Origin of the sequence: Sphingomonas sp. CFBP 13603 (assembly GCF_014892665.1) — a bacterium.
Classification (GTDB): domain Bacteria; phylum Pseudomonadota; class Alphaproteobacteria; order Sphingomonadales; family Sphingomonadaceae; genus Sphingomonas.
The window spans coordinates 496452-513308 of sequence record NZ_JADBIA010000002.1 but is presented as its reverse complement, the minus strand read 5'-3'; the positions used below and the strand labels follow the sequence as shown (position 1 = coordinate 513308).

The 16857-nt window shown below is 66.3% G+C and carries 16 protein-coding genes and 1 tRNA gene; 3 read left to right on the top strand and 14 right to left on the bottom strand.

The annotated features are described in order from the left end of the window. Positions 1-40 precede the first annotated feature (40 nt). Positions 41-1018 carry a glycosyltransferase gene (locus IFR23_RS05190; RefSeq protein ID WP_192974952.1) on the top strand — a complete coding sequence of 326 codons (978 nt, stop codon included), beginning with the start codon at positions 41-43 and terminating at the stop codon, positions 1016-1018. A 189-nt stretch (positions 1019-1207) separates the two neighbouring features. Further along, complete coding sequence (locus IFR23_RS05185) at positions 1208-1399, top strand: hypothetical protein (protein WP_192974951.1); 192 nt, start codon at positions 1208-1210, stop codon at positions 1397-1399. On the opposite strand, the gene IFR23_RS05180 is transcribed toward IFR23_RS05185, so the two are convergent. Further along, positions 1386-2687: a hypothetical protein gene (locus tag IFR23_RS05180; RefSeq protein ID WP_244655453.1), complete on the bottom strand. Its 1302-nt coding sequence runs from the start codon at positions 2685-2687 to the stop codon at positions 1386-1388. The two genes, IFR23_RS05185 and IFR23_RS05180, sit on opposite strands and share 14 nt — an antisense overlap. Before the next feature lie 209 nt (positions 2688-2896). On the opposite strand from IFR23_RS05180, the gene IFR23_RS05175 reads away from it, so the two are divergent. After that, positions 2897-3808 carry a glycoside hydrolase family 26 protein gene (locus tag IFR23_RS05175; RefSeq protein ID WP_244655452.1) on the top strand — a complete coding sequence of 304 codons (912 nt, stop codon included), beginning with the start codon at positions 2897-2899 and terminating at the stop codon, positions 3806-3808. Between the two features lie 13 nt (positions 3809-3821). Here IFR23_RS05175 and IFR23_RS05170 read toward each other — a convergent pair whose 3' ends face one another. The 13 genes from IFR23_RS05170 to IFR23_RS05110 form a co-directional block, all read right to left on the bottom strand. Further along, complete coding sequence (locus tag IFR23_RS05170; RefSeq protein WP_192974949.1) at positions 3822-5996, bottom strand: GumC family protein; 2175 nt, start codon at positions 5994-5996, stop codon at positions 3822-3824. A 5-nt stretch (positions 5997-6001) separates the two neighbouring features. Continuing rightward, entirely contained in the window at positions 6002-7228 is a 1227-nt protein-coding gene (locus tag IFR23_RS05165) for an outer membrane beta-barrel protein (RefSeq protein ID WP_192974948.1), read from the bottom strand. 83 nt (positions 7229-7311) lie between these two features. Continuing rightward, a complete protein-coding gene (locus tag IFR23_RS05160) occupies positions 7312-7884 on the bottom strand; it encodes a polysaccharide biosynthesis/export family protein (protein ID WP_192974947.1) in 573 nt (190 codons plus the stop codon). Beyond that, complete coding sequence (locus IFR23_RS05155) at positions 7881-8912, bottom strand: glycosyltransferase family 2 protein (protein WP_192974946.1); 1032 nt, start codon at positions 8910-8912, stop codon at positions 7881-7883. The genes IFR23_RS05160 and IFR23_RS05155 overlap by 4 nt, the downstream gene beginning before the upstream one ends. Continuing rightward, on the bottom strand, positions 8909-10045 hold the full coding sequence (locus tag IFR23_RS05150; protein ID WP_192974945.1) for a glycosyltransferase: 1137 nt from the start codon (positions 10043-10045) through the stop codon (positions 8909-8911). The genes IFR23_RS05155 and IFR23_RS05150 overlap by 4 nt, the downstream gene beginning before the upstream one ends. Continuing rightward, entirely contained in the window at positions 10042-11166 is a 1125-nt protein-coding gene (locus tag IFR23_RS05145) for a glycosyltransferase family 4 protein (RefSeq protein WP_192974944.1), read from the bottom strand. Before IFR23_RS05145 ends, IFR23_RS05150 begins: the two co-directional genes overlap by 4 nt. A 77-nt stretch (positions 11167-11243) precedes the next feature. Beyond that, positions 11244-11951 (bottom strand): sugar transferase, encoded by a 708-nt coding sequence (locus IFR23_RS05140; protein ID WP_244655451.1) that lies wholly within the window; start codon positions 11949-11951, stop codon positions 11244-11246. 496 nt (positions 11952-12447) lie between these two features. Continuing rightward, positions 12448-12524, bottom strand: a tRNA-Arg gene (locus IFR23_RS05135). Between the two features lie 59 nt (positions 12525-12583). After that, complete coding sequence (gene nth / locus IFR23_RS05130; protein WP_192974943.1) at positions 12584-13249, bottom strand: endonuclease III; 666 nt, start codon at positions 13247-13249, stop codon at positions 12584-12586. Beyond that, positions 13246-13974, bottom strand: coding sequence for a 4-hydroxy-tetrahydrodipicolinate reductase (dapB, locus tag IFR23_RS05125; protein ID WP_107964091.1), 729 nt, complete (start codon positions 13972-13974; stop codon positions 13246-13248). The genes nth and dapB overlap by 4 nt, the downstream gene beginning before the upstream one ends. Before the next feature lie 158 nt (positions 13975-14132). Beyond that, positions 14133-14888, bottom strand: coding sequence for a nucleotidyltransferase family protein (locus IFR23_RS05120; protein WP_192974942.1), 756 nt, complete (start codon positions 14886-14888; stop codon positions 14133-14135). Next, on the bottom strand, positions 14885-15790 hold the full coding sequence (locus tag IFR23_RS05115; protein ID WP_342344873.1) for a hypothetical protein: 906 nt from the start codon (positions 15788-15790) through the stop codon (positions 14885-14887). The genes IFR23_RS05120 and IFR23_RS05115 overlap by 4 nt, the downstream gene beginning before the upstream one ends. Then, positions 15787-16809 (bottom strand): diacylglycerol kinase family protein, encoded by a 1023-nt coding sequence (locus tag IFR23_RS05110; protein ID WP_192239433.1) that lies wholly within the window; start codon positions 16807-16809, stop codon positions 15787-15789. The genes IFR23_RS05115 and IFR23_RS05110 overlap by 4 nt, the downstream gene beginning before the upstream one ends. Positions 16810-16857: the final 48 nt, after the last annotated feature.

Sequence of the window (16857 nt, the reverse complement as noted above, 5' to 3'; positions counted from 1 at the left end):
CCCTCAAGGCGGGTTTCCGGGATCGCTGCTCGAAAGGAGCATGATGTCGGACCCTCAGATTACGGTGATCGTACCAGCATACAACGTGGCCGGACTCATCCTGCCCTGTCTGGCATCCATCATGGCCCAATCGCGCGCCGACTGGCAGGCGATCGTCGTCGACGACGGCTCTACGGACGCTACCGCGGACGAGATCCGCACGCTCGACGACCCGCGTATTTCGCTGGTGCAGCAAAAAAATGCCGGGGTCTCCGCCGCGCGAAATAACGGTCTTTCGCTGGCTCAGGGGAGGTTCGTGATGTTCCTCGACGGCGACGACGTGCTCAACCCGACCGCGTTCGCGCGCCTTGCTGCCGCCCTGGACGCCAGGGCCGACGCGGTCGCGGCGTTCGGCACGTTCCTCAAGATCCTGCCGAGCGGCGCGCCCTATCCGGGGCAAAAGCCGCTCGCGCTGCACCGCTATCCCGACGGCGACGTGCTGGAGCCGATGCTGCGCGGCAATTTCCTCGCCAATGGCGGTCACGTCTTGATCCGGACCGAGGTCGCGCGCCGGCTCGGCGGCTTCGATACCCGGCTGCGGCTGAGCGAGGACTGGGAGTTCTGGTGCCGGCTCGCCGCCGAGGGCGAGTTCGCGTTTATCGGGACCGAGCCCGAAGTGTTCTCGCTGCGGGTCCGGCCGGGCAGTTCGTCGGGGGGCCTTTCGGTCGACTGGGCCAACCACCAGCCCTGTCTCGACACGATCGGCGGCAACGCGACGATCCGCGCGCGGTTCTCCGCCCCGACATGGCGCAAGCTGGAGCGGGCGATGCGCGCCAGCCAGATGTGGGAATGCGGCCGGGTAAACTTCACGATGCGTCATTACCGCGAGGCGCGGATGCTGATGCTCGGCGCGCTGCGTCTCGAGCCCACGCCGAAGCGCGTCGCAATGATCGTCGCGGCCGAGGTGCAGCGGCGTACCAACCGCACCTTCGTCTCCCGCCTGCGCTTCCGCGATCAGGATGTCGCCGCGGACCTGTAATCTCCGTGGATTCCGCAAGCTAATCTTCAGAAATTGTCCTATATCGGGGCGATAAGAGCAGTAAGTCCGGTCGGAACGGGGCAGCATTCGCGTTTGCTGTGTCATATGCCGGCCGTGCACTGCAGAACATTAGCGGCCGGAGAGGCAGGGATGATTGGCGAGGATCCTACGGGAAAAGAGAGCGAGTCGATGACTCGTGCGCCGATCGCGCCCGAACCGCTCAACCGAAGTGCGGCACCCTTTGCCGATACTGAAGCGTCGCGCGTGGCGGGCTCGCCGTGGCAGCAGGCGCCGACGGGACGTCGCATTTCATTCACCGCCTGGGGTGCCGCCGCCGTCGTCGGCGTCCTGCTGTGGATGGTGATCATCAAGCTGGCCTGACGTCGCCGTCGATCGCGACCGCGGCATCCGATGGCACGCCGCCCCAGATGCACAGCAGGAACAGCAGGACGAGCATCGGCGTGAACAACAGATAGCCGCCGCCGATGATGAACGTGGTCAGCGCCAGCACGGACAGGATCGCGATCTCGCGCCGCCACAACGTACCGACGAACATCGCCATGAACGCGGTGATCCCGATCGCGCCGTAATCGGTGATCAGCTTGGCGATCGAATTGCCCGTGCCCTCCTTAAAGTAGAGATACCGCTCGGTCGCGCCCGGCCCCCAGCCGACCAAAATACGCGCCTCGTGGCTGAGCTCCGCGATCGGCAGGAACGGGCCGATGAAGCGCGCATAGCCGCTGGACCCGGAATAGCTGAGCTCGTTGGTGCGGCCGAGGATCGACCCGATTTGCTCGGGAAAGACGATCGACCCGAGCGCCAGCGCGACCACGCCGGCGATCAGGAAACCGGCGACGCGGCCGAAATTCCTGGCCGACAGACACGCATAGAACGGCACCGCGAGCGCAAGCGACAAGGCGCCGGTGCCCGAAAACGACAGGATGTAGGAGACCAGATAGAGCGGCAGGTATTTCACGCGGCCGAGGATGAAATACTCGATCACGACGGCGATCACGAGCGTCTGCGACAACATGCTCGGCTCCAGCAGGAAGAAGCCGTTGGAGCGCATGACCGTCGACCCGTAGTGCATGATCGGATTGAAGTTATACAACTGCTCGACCAGCACCGGCTTGAGCGCGGGCACCGTCACCATGAACGAGAAGATCCGGATGCCGACGAACTGTACCAGCCACTGGACGATGCCCGCCGCCGCGATGACGCGCGTATAGGCGAGGAACAGGCGGAACACGGTCGCCCGGTCGAACCGCACGCTGGGTCCGATCATGGTGAAGCCGTACGTTACCAGGATCGCGACCACCGAGCTGACGCTGGTGCCGAAACGGCCATCGGGCGTGGTCAACGCGATCAGCGTCGAGATCAGCGTGCAGGCGGCGAACGCGAGATAGAGCGCCACGCCGCGCGGGCGCAGCGTCGCGATGCCGCTGGAGAGGCCCCATCCGAGCAGCAGCCCGAACGCCGGCAGGCTGATGAACACCGCGCTTCCGCCCGGCATCGCGCCGAACCGTTGCAGGATCAGGCAGGCGATCAACGTGCCGTGGACGAAGATCCGGCTGTTGCGTTCGGACTGGTCCTGCGCGTCCGCCGCGATCCCGTCCCGCAAGGCATCGTATCGGAGAGCATGATCTCGGGAGGTGGGCATGGTGGTCATGACGTTAACCAACTCGCCTCGTCTCGCGCGCGGGGCGTCGCGTGGCGCGGTGCTTTTCCGCAGGTTCCGGAGGGCGTATCGCTACGTACAGGCTGCCAGAGAGCGGACCGGTAGAGGATCGATCGCCACCGCCGTCGCCCGGCCGGCCGGTGTTTCGTTTTCCCATCCCGGCCGGGCTGGAGTGCCGCCTCATGGCCCGGACTGCCGTTATGATCGCACTTGCTGCCGCCGCGTTGGCCGCAACGCCTGCGCAAGCCAACCCGCTGATGTACGTCTACAAGGGCGCCGGCTGCGACGGTAAGGATCGGCTGCCACGCTATCAGGGCGTGATCGGTCGCAAGCTCGACGGTGTCTCGGATTTCCTGTCCGCCGAAAGCTGGGCTCAACTGCATAGCGGCGCGCAATGGGCGCTGACCTGCTGGCAGAACCAGCCGGTTCGCCTCGCGCTTGGCGTGCCGCTCGTCGTCAAGGGCGGTACGCTGAGTTCGGCGGCTGCCGGCGAGTATGACGCGGAGTTCCGCAAGATCGGCGACCTGCTCGTCGCAAAGGGGCGCGCCGATACGGTCATCCGGCTCGGCTGGGAGTTCAACGGCAACTGGTATGCCTGGGCCGCCGAGAAGGACCCGGTCTCGTTCGTCGGCGCGTTCCGTCACGTCGTCGAGGTGCTGCGCGCCGTGCCCGGCCAGCATTTCCGGATCGTGTGGAACCCTTCGCTCGCCACCGGCGTGAACACCCCCGATTCGCTGTGGCCGGGCGACGATGCCGTCGACCTGATCGGGATCGATATCTACAACCAGAGCTGGCGCCCGCAGGATACCGACGCCGCCACGCGCTGGCAGGGGTACCTCACCGCCAATTACGGGCTGAACTGGCTCGCGAAGTTCGCCACCGCGCACGGCAAGCCGATCGTGGTGCCCGAATGGGGCACGGGCACGCGGCCCGACGGGCATGGCTATGGTGACGATCCCACGTTCATCCACAACATGGCCGCCTGGATGCGGACGCACCGCGTCGCGTATGCGAGCTATTGGGATTTCACCGCGTCCGATTACGATGCGACGATGTCGGCCGGCAAATTCCCGTTGGCGCTGGCGGCCTACAAGGAGGAGTTCGCGAAGTGAGCGGCCAACCGACTCAGGCATAATAGGCCCCATAGTCGGCGTGATCGCGATCGACATCGCCGTGGCCGAAGGCAGCCAGCGCGCGCATGTCGACACGGGTCGCGATCACGCCGAGCGGCTCGATATCGAGCGCGCGCATCCGCTTCAGCGTCGCCGCCGCGGTCTGGCTCGGCGTATCGTTCCAGCGCAGCGCCATCAGCACCTCGTCGACCTGACGTAGCAGCAACCGGGCGTCGGTCACGGCGAGCGCGGGCGCCGCGTCGAAGATCACCAGGTCGAAACGCTTTTCCGCCTCGGCCAGCAGCGCACCGATATTCGCCGCGGCGAAAAGGTCCTGCCGGTTCTCGGTCGTATCGCCGGCCGGCAGCACGTACATCCCGCTGACCGCATCGTGGATCAGCGCCTCGTCGAGCGTCGCGGTCCGGCGCAGCACCTGCACCAGCCCGGCATGCGGCGGCAGCCCCATCGCCCGTGACACGGAAGCCCGACGGAGATCGGCATCGACGAGCAACGTGCGGCTACCCGCCATAGCCGACGTCCGCGCGAGCGAGATCGCGAGCGTGGTCTTGCCCTCGCTCGGGCGTGCCGAGGTTATGCCGACGCTCGTCATGGCGTTGCGGCCCTTGCGCACCAGAGCCAGTCGTACGGCGCGCAATTGTTCGGCGTAGAGCGACAACGGACGCTCCACCGGGAAATCGATCGCGGAAATCCCTTCCTCGCCGGGCCGGGCGATCGACGAAATCTCCGGCACATTGGCGATATGCGGCAGGCCCAGCTTTCGCTCGATGTCGGCCGACGAGTTCAGCTTGCGATCGAACGCTTCCGCGATCCACACCGCCGCACCCGCGACGATCGTCGCCAGCACGAGACCGATCATCAGGATCAGCGGCTTGTTGGGCGAGGTCGGCCGCTGCGGGAACGCCGCCGGGGAGAAGATCCGGGCATCCTCGTCCGCGACCAGCGCCTGGCTGCTGATCAGGTTCTTGCGCTCCAGCAGCGCCTGATAGGTTGACCGCAGGCCATCCGCCTTGCGCTGCAACTGGGAAAGCTGGACCGATGCGTTGTTGTCGCTGGCCAGCGTACCCGTCGTCCGCGCGACGATACCGGCCGCGTTGGCGACCTGATCGCGGGCGATCTGTGCGTTGGCGTTCAGATTGGCGAGCTGCCGGCTGGTTTCCGCGCTGATCGCGCGGTCGAGCGCTTCGACCTGGTCCTTGGTGCGGATCAGGTCGGGATGATCCGGCTGATACCGGCCCTGCATGTCGGCATAGGTGGTCGCCAGCAACGCGCGCTGGTTGCGCAGCTGCTGGATCACCGGGGATTGCAGGACCGCACCGACGCCGCCGGTATCGCCCTTGCGCGTCTGCCCGCGCGCGGTGCTAAGCTTGGCCTGCGCGTCGGCCAGTGCGGCTTGCGCTGCGGCCTGCTGCTGTTTGTAGAGCGACAATTCCTGCTGCGTGAAGGTCGCGCCCTGACTGTCGAACAGATCGTGTTGCGCACGGTATCGGGCGACCTCGGTATCCGCGGCTTCGAGCTGGATGCGCAGATTGTCGAGTTCGTTGCCGAGCCCACGGCCGACCTGCTCGACGGCGGCGCGGCGGGATTTTTCCTTCACCGCGAGATATTGGTGGCCGATCTGATCCGCCACCGCCTTGGCGAGCGTCGGATCCGACGTCGTATAGGCGATCGAGACGACGCTCGATTCACCGGGCCGGATGATCTTGGTGCCGCCGATCACCATGCCGGTGGCTGCGGTTTCCCGGGCGGTGGCTGGCAGCTTGGCGATGCTCGCGGCGAAGACCGGATTGTCGACGAGGTTCAGCGCGCGGACGGTGCCGAGCGCGACCGCCGAAGAGCGCATGATCTCGACCTCGGTCGCGACTGCGGTGTCGGCGGTGGACAGGCCGGGCAGCACTTCCTTGTCCTTCTCGGACACGTTCAGCTCGCGCGAATTGACGACCATGCCCGACGTCGCGGTGTACAGCTTGGTCCGCGTGAACCCGTAGGCGAGCACCAGGGCCAGCGCGCTCAGGAACACGCCGATCGCGAGCCATTTCCTGTGGCGTGCGGCCGCGAATGCGCGACGGATGCTGTCCATCGGGTCGGCGATCGTTGCGGCCAATCGCCCTTTCGCACGGGGCCCAGCGGTATGGGAATCGGCAGTCTGGCTGGAGCGGAAGTCGTCCATGGCGTTCACCTTGTCAGCGTCAGGCCGATCGTCGCGCGGTTGTCCTTGAACGCGCGGTAACGATCAGTGCCGTTGGAGGATTGGTCGAGCCGCTCGATGCCGAATTTGAGCCCGGCATGGCGGTTGATACGGTAGGTCGCGCTGGCCTTGGCGCTGAGGCGACCATCGGTGCGATCGAGATTGTTGAACCGGCTGTCCTGGTATCCGATCGACGCCGACAGGATCAGCTGACGCAGCCATTCGTGATCGACCTGGATGCTGCCCTGCGTCGACAGATAACCGCCCGACCCGGGGATGCCGGAGTCGAGCACCGAGCGATTGCCCCTGATCGTGACCGTGGTCAGCTGGGTCGGGAAGAACTGCACCGTGGCGTTGAAGCCTAGGCCGCCGAGATCGCTGTAGAAGGGCAGGCGGAACCGCTGCTGGATATAGCCGATGCCGATGCTGCCGCGGATCAGCGCCGCCGGCTCGAAGCTTACGCCCGCAAGCAGCTCGAACCCTTCCGAATTGCGCTTGGGCGTCTCGATCGTCCCGACCCGGAACCGGCGGATATTGTAGCTCGCGCTGGTGAACCACGCGATCGACGGCGTCTGCGCATAGGAGGCGCGCATGCCGACGCGGTAGCTTGTATTGTCGCTCGGCTGGTAATCCGCGATCGAGCCGTCGGCGAGCTGGCCGTCGCGAAAATCGAACCGGGCCACGCGCGCCGTCGCCGACAGCCGCAGCTTGTCGAAATCATGCGCGAGCAGCATCGCGCCCGATTGCTGCGTGTAGTAGATCGGCTTGATCGTCTGCGAGAAGATGTCCTGCGACAGGCGCGACTGGTGGATGCCTTCGGCACGGATCGCAGCGGTAAGCGCGGTCGCGTGATCGAATTCATAGACGCCGCGGCTGGTCACCGAATAATCTTCGACGTTCTCGGTGCTGCGGTTGAGATACCGGTCGATCTTGCCCTTGGCTTCGAGGCTCAGGCTGTTGCGTGCCCATTGCGATTGCAGTTTCGCCTGCGGCTGGATCCGCAACAGGCTGTCGGCGACCCGGTCGTCCTGCGTACCGAAGATATTGTCGTCGTAGACGCCGGTGATCTCGACCGACGGCGCCAGCTGGAACCCGCCGAGCGGGATGCCCGGCGCGACATAGCCCGGCTGCACGCGCTCGAGCACGGCGGTATGCCGCGTTTCGATCTGGGGCTTTTCCTCGGGCAACAGCGGTGCCTCCTGGGCATGGACCAATTGCGGGCACAACATCGCACTGCCCAACACGCTTGTGCGGGCGGCATGACGAAGCCAATACGGTGTACGGCGGAACACGGCGGCTAGAAGTTTCGCTCTCGGATCCGGACGGTATCGCCGGGTTGCACGATCACGTCAGCGGTCAGCGGTTCGCGTTGTTCGGCAGCCTGTCCGGTATGGCGGATCATCACGGTCTTCTGGTTGGCACGGTAGGTGAAGCCACCCGCGGTCGCGACCGCGCCCAGCACCGTCATCCCCGATTGATAGGGGAACTGGCCCGCCTTGTTCACTTCGCCCAGCACGTAGATCGGCCGCGAGGCGACGAGGTCGACGACCAGGTGCGCATTCTTGAAATACCGTGCCTGAAGCGTCTGCGTCAGCGTCGCCGAGAACTCGCCGAGCGTCTGGCCCTGCGCCTTGATCATGCCGACCAGCGGAAACGAGATGTCGCCTTCGCTGTTGACCGCATATTCGCCGGTCACGCCGGGCTCGTTATAGACGTTGATCCGCAGCCGATCGTCGGGCGCGAGCCGGTAGACATAGGCGGCGGTGGGCGGGGCGCCCGCGGGTGTTTGCGCGATATCGGCGGTGCAGCCGGTCAGCCAGACCGACGCCGCACAGGCCGCCGCAAGGGCGCTTGCGACCTTCCGCTTCATATCGCTTCTCCACTGCGTTCCGCACCGCGGACGCGCTCGATCTCGGTATCGATCATGGGTTTCCTTGTTCGAATTTGCAGCGCTTTGCGCTTCAGGAAGCCTGCGCCCCACGCGATGTGCATCGTTGCCAGTGCGGGTGCGGCCATAAGCGCGCCGAGCCACCGCTCCTTGACGGCGAACAGGCTCGATGCCGCGAGCAGCACGAGCGCGTAGAGCAGCGGAATTACCAGCAACGCGGGGAGCAGGATGGCGCCAAGCAGGCTGAACCCGATTGCCAATGCAACGACGGGAGGCAGCATCTGGCGCAGCCGCAGCCGCTCGCCATGCTTGTAACTGGTCCGCGCGCGGCCCGAGCCGTAGCGGAAATACTGCCGCGCGAGGCCGCTGAGCGTGGCGCGAGGGTAATAGATGACGGGGATCGTCGTATCGAGCCAGATCCGGCCGCCGAGCGCCCGCAGTCGCGCGTCGAGCTCGGCGTCCTCGTTCGCCTCGAAACTGGTGTCGTACCCGCCCGCCCGCTCGAACAAAGCGCGACGAAAGGCCGCATGATGCCCATGCTCCACCCACCCCGACACATTGCCCATCCGATGTGCCGAACCGCCCGTGCCGATCTTGCTGTTTTGCGCGATCGCGATCGCACGTTGAAAGCCGCCATGGCCTCTGGTCGTAAGCTGGACCACCACCGAGTCGGCTTTGCTCGCATCCAGCGATTCCAGCAGGCGTGCGACGTAATCCGCCGGATAGAGCGCATGCGCATCGACCCGGACGATGACGTCGAAGCGGCGATCCGCCGCCGCTACCGCGCGGTTGACGCCCGCAGCCTGGATGCGCTCGGGGTTGTCGATCAGTCGCACCCGTGGGGAGCGTCGCGCAAAGGCCGACACGGCTTCGCGCGTGCCGTCGCTGCTGCCGCCATCGGCAACGAGTATCTCGCCGACCACCGTCGCCGGTTCGCCAAGAAGCTTGGCGAGCAGGGTATCGATATGCGCGATCTCGTTGAGGGTGGGGATGATGACCGTCGCCGTCATATCGGTGTCCCTTCCGGGCGTAGTGCCTCGACGAAGCGCATGCTTGATTGCTGGAGATCGGTCGTCGCCAACCGTTGACCCACATGCGTGCGGTAGCTTTCGGCGACGGGTGGGGAGATCGCCCGCGTCATCGCATCCGCCAGATCGACGTTCGCGAAATCGGTGCGGTTGGCGAGTGGCAGATAGTCCTGGAAGACATCGATCTGCGAGGCGAGGATCGGCACCCTGTAGGTCATCGCCTCCAGCATGACGAGCGGTACGCCTTCCCAGCGCGACGGCATCAGCAACAGATCGGCGGCGGCCAACGTCGCGTGCGGGCTGTCGGTCCAGCTCGAACAGCGGATATCAACCTTCCCGGCGAGATCGCGGGCCAGCGTTTCCAGGTCGGCTTGGCCTTCGCCCGCACCGACGAACAGGAACGTCCAACCACCGAGCTGCGCGGCATCGCGACGGATCGCGTCGGCGAGGTTGTCGAGCCCCTTCTGGCGCACGTCGAGCCGGCCCAGGAACAGCGCGACTCGTGCATCCGGCGCGAGCCCGAGCGCTTCCCGAGCCTGCGCACGATCGGGGCGGGGCGGCGGCGCGACGACGTTGTCGGCGACCACCACCGGCGAGCGCCCGCCTGCGGCGCGGACCTGGCCGACGACTGCCGATCCGGGGACGATGAAGCGATCGGGGCGACGGTACAGGCGTCGGCGAACCCAATCGCCCGGTACCGCGCGACGACCCAGATCGGCCATCTTGTGCGCCATCGGCACATAGCTGACGACAAAGCTGCCGCGTGGCGCAGCGAGCAGCGGTACCGCGCAATTCTCTATCCTGCCCTGAAGCAGCAACGTGGCGGTCGGCCGCATCTCGCCGAAGACCTGCTGGACGGCACGCGCGTAGGTCCGGCGGAAACCGGCCAGATACGGTTCGGCGCGCTGCTTGGTGAAAGGCCAGGGCTTCACCTCGAACGTGTCCGAGGCGTAAGGCTGGAGCCGCTCCGCCAGTTTTGCGTTCGACATCGGATGGCGGACGACGATCCGGTCGTATCCGCCGTCCTGCACGAGCGTCGGGAGGAAGCGGAGAAACATCGCTTCATGCCCGCCGAATTCGGGGCTGTCCTGCAGGATGAGAAGCGACCGGCTCATGACGCCGCGCTCCGGCCGCGATCGGCGAGCGCCGCGTCGTATACGTCGCGAGTCATGGCGCCGATCTGTGTCCAGTCGGACACGCCGGTGTCGGGTGGCGCTTGTGGGCGTCGGCCGATCGATCGGACGATCGCGTCCGCCAGCGCCTGGGTATCGGCGGGAGGGACGAGGTCGCCCGTATCGTCGGACTTGCCGATCATCGTCCGGAATGCGCCGATGTCGCTCGCGATCAGCCAGCGGTGGAGATCGGCGACGAGGTGCAGGACGCCGCTCGCGTCGATCGCGCGATAGGGGAAGACGAACGCGTCGGCGCTCCGCAACAGAGCAGCCATCGCGTCCTCCGACAGCCGCCCCGCGCGCAAGGTAAAGCTCGCGCCGAGCTTCAGGTCGGCCGCCCGAGCCAGGATGGGTTCGACGGGCATCTGAGCCTCGCCCGCGACGATCACCTCGATCCGGGCGCGGACCGCCGGATCGATCAAGCCGAGCGCCTCGACGAGCAGGTCGACGCCCTTGTACGCCTGCAATCGCCCGAACAGCACGATGCGCCAGCGGCCATCGTCCGCGCGCGGCTCGGGTGCGGCGGCGCGCAGCGGCAATACGCCGTGCGGTATGACATGGATACGGTCGGCAGGCAGACCGCGCGTACGGAGCGCATCGCGGCCTTGCTCGGTGTGCACGATCAGCCGGTCGAACTCGCCGAGCATCGCGTGATAGCCACCGCTCTGCGCGGCACTGACGGGGCGGCCGTTGAAGGGTTCGACGTCGTGCACCGTCAATACCACAGGACGGTCCCGGCGAATGCGACGCACGGCGCGAACGTCGAGCATCGGCAGCGGCGCCCATTGGAAATGAACCAGGTCGAACCGCGCGGCCTCCTTCTGGAGCCGTCGCAACCCGGCCACGTGCTCGAGGCCTTTGACGGCCCGCCAAGCCGCGCCCGTCCGTCGCCGCGGTCCGTCGGTGAACGGATAGAAGAAGGGCAGGCACGACGTCATCGCCAGCAAATCCTCCTCGTTCGCACGGAGCGCACGGGTCGCCCAGGTCGGCCGAGTGCCATTGGTTTGGAGACCGTCGGACAGTGCTGCATCATAGGGCGCGGTGAAAAGCGAGGGATCGACCATCAGGACCGATCGTGGTGGGGAATGACCCAGTTGGCCGGCGATCGTCGCGTCCGCGCGCGACGGGAGCAGGGCGGTATTCAGAACGAACCCTTGCTCGCGAACACCGCCGGAACGGTACGAACCATGATCCAGATGTCACTACCGAACCACCGCGTCCGGCTATAGATCGTGTCCATCGCCACACGTCGGCGATAGCTGATGTCGTTGCGACCGCTGACCTGCCACAACCCGGTGATGCCGGGCCGCATGTTGCAGTAGAACTCCATGTACCGGCCATAACGCGGCACTTCGGCAGGCACGATCGGCCGTGGTCCGACAAGGCTCATATGCCCCCAGACGACGTTGAGCAGCTGCGGCAGTTCGTCGAGACTCGACTTGCGCAGGAATACGCCGAGCGGCGTGATCCGGGGATCGTTGCGCAGCTTCTGGTCCAGCGCCCACTCGGCCTGAGCCTCGGGATTCTCTTCGAGGTGACGGCGCAACCGGGCTTCGGAATCGAGCACCATGGTGCGCAACTTGAGGCACGGGAACAGTCGTCCACCCCGACCGATACGGCGATGCACGAAGAACGGCGAGCCGCCATCCTGCACAACAATTGCTATGCAAATCAGGGCGATAACCGGAAGAAGAATGAGGAACGCCGTCGAAGAAAAGACTATGTCGATCAGTCTAGATATATTGCCGTCCACCTTGCGCCTCAGGTTAGCGCGAGATGCCATCCCAAGCGCGCCATTTAGTCCCGAATGCACTCGAAAACGAGTACGCACGTCGCCATAAAAATCCATGGCCGCACCTCTTGACTGATGTGTATCGCTGCAGTGCAATATTTCAGATAAGACCATATTTGCCTAGCTGCCGTAGCGCTAGCTGGCCCGGCTTTCGGACTATTCGTCGCATTGCAGCAAATGTGCTGCAACTGGCCGTGGCGGTCGCACGTTCTGTCTAAAATCTGACTTTTGTAGAATTTAGTAAATCGTTAACTATAAAGAGCAGAGTATAGATGAATATCTGCTTTCACGGCGGCAAATCCCCGGCACTGATCATCGGCCATGGTTTTCGCAGAACCACTCAGCTTCGCCTATGCTAGTCACTTAAGCCCGTCTAATGCCGCTGTATCGAGCACGCTCTGAAAGAGGGTATCGCGATCACAACATGGTGCGAGTGCAAATGCCCGGGCACCTTCGGCCTGCCGCATGTCTCGAAGCTCGCCCATCGTCCAAGGGCTCCGGGACAACACCGGAACAGGCAATCTAGGTCATGCCAGGACATTACGGAAAATTTTGGTGCACCCGACTGGATTCGAACCAGTGGCCTCTGCCTTCGGAGGGCAGCGCTCTATCCAGCTGAGCTACGGGTGCCAGATGGGAGCGCCTAGCAAAGCTGGGGGCGGGGCGCCAGCCGTTTTGATGCCCGCGCGTCACTTCGTCGGTATGGCATTCCTGACCTTGGGCGGCGGCGTCTTGGGTTTGAACGCGCAGAGATCCGCGACGATGCACCGCCAGCATTCGGGCGTCCGCGCCTTGCAGACGTAGCGGCCGTGCAGGATCAGCCAGTGATGCGCGTGGAGGCGGAACGGTTGCGGGGTCGCCTTGTCGAGTTTCAGTTCGACCGCCAAGGGGGTCTTGCCCCGTGCAAGGCCCGTGCGGTTGCCGACGCGGAAGATGTGCGTGTCGACGGCGAACGTCTCCGCGCCGAACGCGACGTTCATCACGACGTTGGCGGTCTTGCGGCCCACGCCCGGCAGGCGTTCGAGCGACTCGCGGTCCGGCGGTACTTCGCCGCCGAAATCGTCGATCAGCATCTGCGACAACGCGATGACGTTCTTTGCCTTGGTGTTGAACAGGCCGATCGTCTTGATGTGGCGCTTGAGTTGGTCGATGCCCAGCGCGATCATCTTCTCCGGCGTGTCGACGTCGCGGAACAGCGCACGCGTCGCCTTGTTGACGCCGACGTCGGTCGCCTGGGCGGAGAGCGCGACCGCCACGACGAGCGTGTAGGGATTGACGAATTCCAGCTCGGTCTCGGGATGCGGATCCGCCTCCGCCAGACGCGCGTAGAATTCGACGACGTCCGCCTTCTTCACAGTCCGAGCACGTCGCCCATCCGGTAGCGCCCGGCGGGTTGGCCGGCGAGCCAGATCGCCGCGCGTACGGCGCCGCGCGCGAAGATCGAGCGATCGTCGCCGCGGTGGTTCAGCTCGATCCGCTCGCCTTCGCCCGCGAAGATCACGCTGTGATCGCCGATCACCGAGCCGCCGCGAAGCGACGCGAAGCCGATCGTCCCCTCGGTCCGTGCACCGACGAGCCCGGCGCGGCTGTCGACGCGGAGTTCGGCAAGCGTGGTACCGCGTCCCTTGGCTGCCGCTTCGCCGAGCAGCAGGGCGGTGCCGGAGGGGGCATCGACCTTGTGCTTGTGGTGCATCTCGACGATCTCGACGTCCCAGTCCGAACCAAGCCGGGCGGCGGCTTCGCGCACCAGGATGCCGAGCAGCGTCACGCCGAGCGAGGTGTTGCCGGTCTGCAGCACGGCGATATCGTTTGCGGCCGCGTCGATCATCGACTGATGCTGCGGCGAAAGGCCGGTCGTGCCGATGACGATAGCGGTACCAGCCGCGCGCGCGGCGGCGAGGTGTGCTTCGACGGCGGACGCGGTCGAAAAGTCGACCAGCACGTCGGCGGTCTGTGCGAGCGCGTTGGGATCCTCGCGCGCGTCGACGCCACCAGCGAGCGTCGCACCGGCAGCTTCTATCGCGTCGACGATCGCGCGCCCCATGCGTCCTGCGCTGCCGTAGATGCCGATCGAGGTCATGCCACGGGCATGCGGGGCGGTTTGGGGCGCGTACGTTTGCATGCGCGGCGCTTTGCACCAAGCCAGCGCTTGGGGACAGGGGCGAACAGGCCGGTCGCGCTATTTCTTCGTGGAATTGGCGCAGGCCGTCGCAGCGGCTCCGTCGTAACGACGCCGCTTCAGTCGTTCGCGATCAAGCTCCGCACCAGATCGAGATCGGCGGGTTTGTCGACATCGACCGCCGCAAGCCCGAACGGGCTCCCCACCGCCGCTGCATCGAGGCCGGCAAGCCGACCGAGGTGCGCGATCGCTGCGACCAGCGTCAACCGGCCAGAAAGATAGCGGAACAACGTGCCGATGCCGAGCCGACGGACGATCCGCCAAGGCCGCTTGCGGTCCGCTTCGACCTGCGCCCACAGATCGAGCGCAGCGACCGAGCGCGGCGTAGCGAAGTAGAACAGGTTGCAGCCGGACCATGCCCCGTCGGCGAAGCGCAGATAGGTTCGGCGCGTGCCGGGGGCGGCAGCCTCGATCACGTCCTGACGTGCGAGCAATGCGGCTACGTCGGCCTTCGGGGGCGCATCGGCGAGGAAGCGCGTGATCCATTCGGGCTGGAGCAGTGCATGGTCGGCCGTGGTGACGAGCAGCGGCGTGCCGAGTGCCTCGATGCCCTCGCGGACGCTGAGGCTGGGGCCGGCGGCGGCCGTCAGGACGGTAAGGCCCAGCGCGATCGCGTGGGCGCGGACCCTGTCGTCCGATACCGAAACGGCGATCCGGGTCGCGCCCGCGTCTCGCAGCGACTGGGCGACGCGCGCGAGCAGGGTCTTGCCGTCGAGCAGGATCAGCGCCTTGTGCGACGCGCCGCCGTAAGCTGCGACCGGATCGACGCCGCCACGCGAGCCCGCGAGGATCAGCGCGCTGAAGCCCGTGCTCATGCCGGCTTCGCAGCCTCGTTGGCGCGTGCGCGCCACACCCGCCAGAACACGCCAGGGGCGGCGAGGATCGGGTGCTTCTCGCGCCACGGCGTCATCGGCACGGGGATCCCCGTATGGCGTTCGACTTTCCAGGCACCGTAGCGCGCGGCACCTTCGAAGGTGAAGGCGGCGCGGACGAGGCGAACGACATTGATCGGTTTGCCCGCGCGCCGGCGATGGCGCCAAGCCTGCAACAGGCGCGCACGCTGTGCGGGGGGCAGCGCAGGTTGCAGCACGCCGGCGTTGTCGACGAACGCGATACCATCCGCCGCCCATGCCAGGGGAAGCAGCGCGTCGTAGCGCCCCGGATCGAACTGGAGGATCTGCCCCTCGCGGCCCTTGCGTTCGACGCGAAGTTCGGCGGCGTAGGTCTGGCGGAACAGCGCCCGCCAATACTCGTCCGCCGTGCCGCTGTAGGGGCCGAGCGCTGCGGCGAACCGCGCCGCCGACTTCGCCGCATCGCCTATAGCCGTCGCCACCGCCTGGGTGGTTGCACCATCGCGGACCCAGACCAGGGCGGAGGGCTGGACGAACCGTGTCCAGATCGTGGTGTCGAGCGTACGGGCCGCGGCGGCCTTCGCGAACGTCGTCAGCCGCATCGTCGCGATCTTCGCCCGCAGCGTTTCGCCGTGCAGATCGAACTCGCGGTAGCTGACGGTCGGCCAGATGCCGCGCTCGGGCGGGCCGGCGGTCAGCACGTAGAAGTCGAGCACGCCCTCGGTCAGACCAGTGCGCAGGTTCGAGCCGTAGAAGAGAACTGCCACCACGTCGGACGGCTCGGCGAGCAGGGCCGCGACATCGCGGACCGCCGGGATCGTCGAGGCGCGAAGCTGGCGCCGGACGACGTCGTCCAATGTGGTCACGGGACGACGAAGCGGAGCGGCTTGCCTTCGCGGACGATCAGGTCGCCACCCGGATAGATTTCGCCGTCGAGGATGAAGCCCGAGTCCATCGACAGGTCGAGCGACGGCGCATCGATCCGGTGATAGCCGGCCCGATCGAGCCATGCGGCGGGCGAGCCCGTCACGATCAACGGCGTCGCAGCCGCCAGCCAGCGCGGCGGCGCATCGACGACCAGCGTCTTCATCCCCGCGCGCGGCACGCCGAACGGGCGGATACCGACCGGCATCCGCTTCAGCGTCGAAGCCAGCATGATGTAGCGTGCGCGGTCGGAGTTGGTGTTCGCACCCGGAGCATGCGCACCCGAAGTCTCCCCGCCCTGAAAGCGGATCCGCATCCGGGTGCCTGCACGCCACGCACTGTTGGCGCCGCCGAACAGCGTCTGGAGGATCGCCCAGCACAGCGCCAGTCCGACGGCGACGCCATTGAACGCGCCCGCGCGGTGGGTGCGCTGCGCCAGCGCGGTGGCCTGGACGAACGCGCCCGCGCCGAACAGGAAACCGTGCAGGCGCGTGCCATTGTCCTTGCGAACGATCTCGATCGGGCTGCGGGTCTTGACGTTGCCGTCGCGCGCCGCGGTGAGCGCCTGGTCGAGCGTCCAGCTGTCGGGGATGCCCAGATCGAGCGCGAGCGCGTTGGTCTTGCCCGACGGCACGATCGCCACACGGGGCGCAGCGCCGGTCCAGACGCGCGCAGCGGCGGTCATCACGTCGCGGATCGTCCCGTCGCCGCCGTCGATCACGAGCAGTTCGATACCGTGGCGCGCGAAATCGGTCAGCACTTCGGCGAGTTCGGCTTGCGTACGCGGCGTCACCGCGAGCACGGTGCCCGACAGGAACGGCTTGGTCGCCTCGACGCTGCTACGGTTACGGTGGCTTTTCGGGTTGCAGATGATGCCGGTGCGGATCTTCGCCGCCGCCTCGCGCGGGCTCACGCCGACGGGTTCCGACAGGACGTCGGGTATCCATGCCGATGGCGACACCGGGCGCCCTCCAAAGGCCTGAAAGTTGGAAACAGCATCAGCCACAAT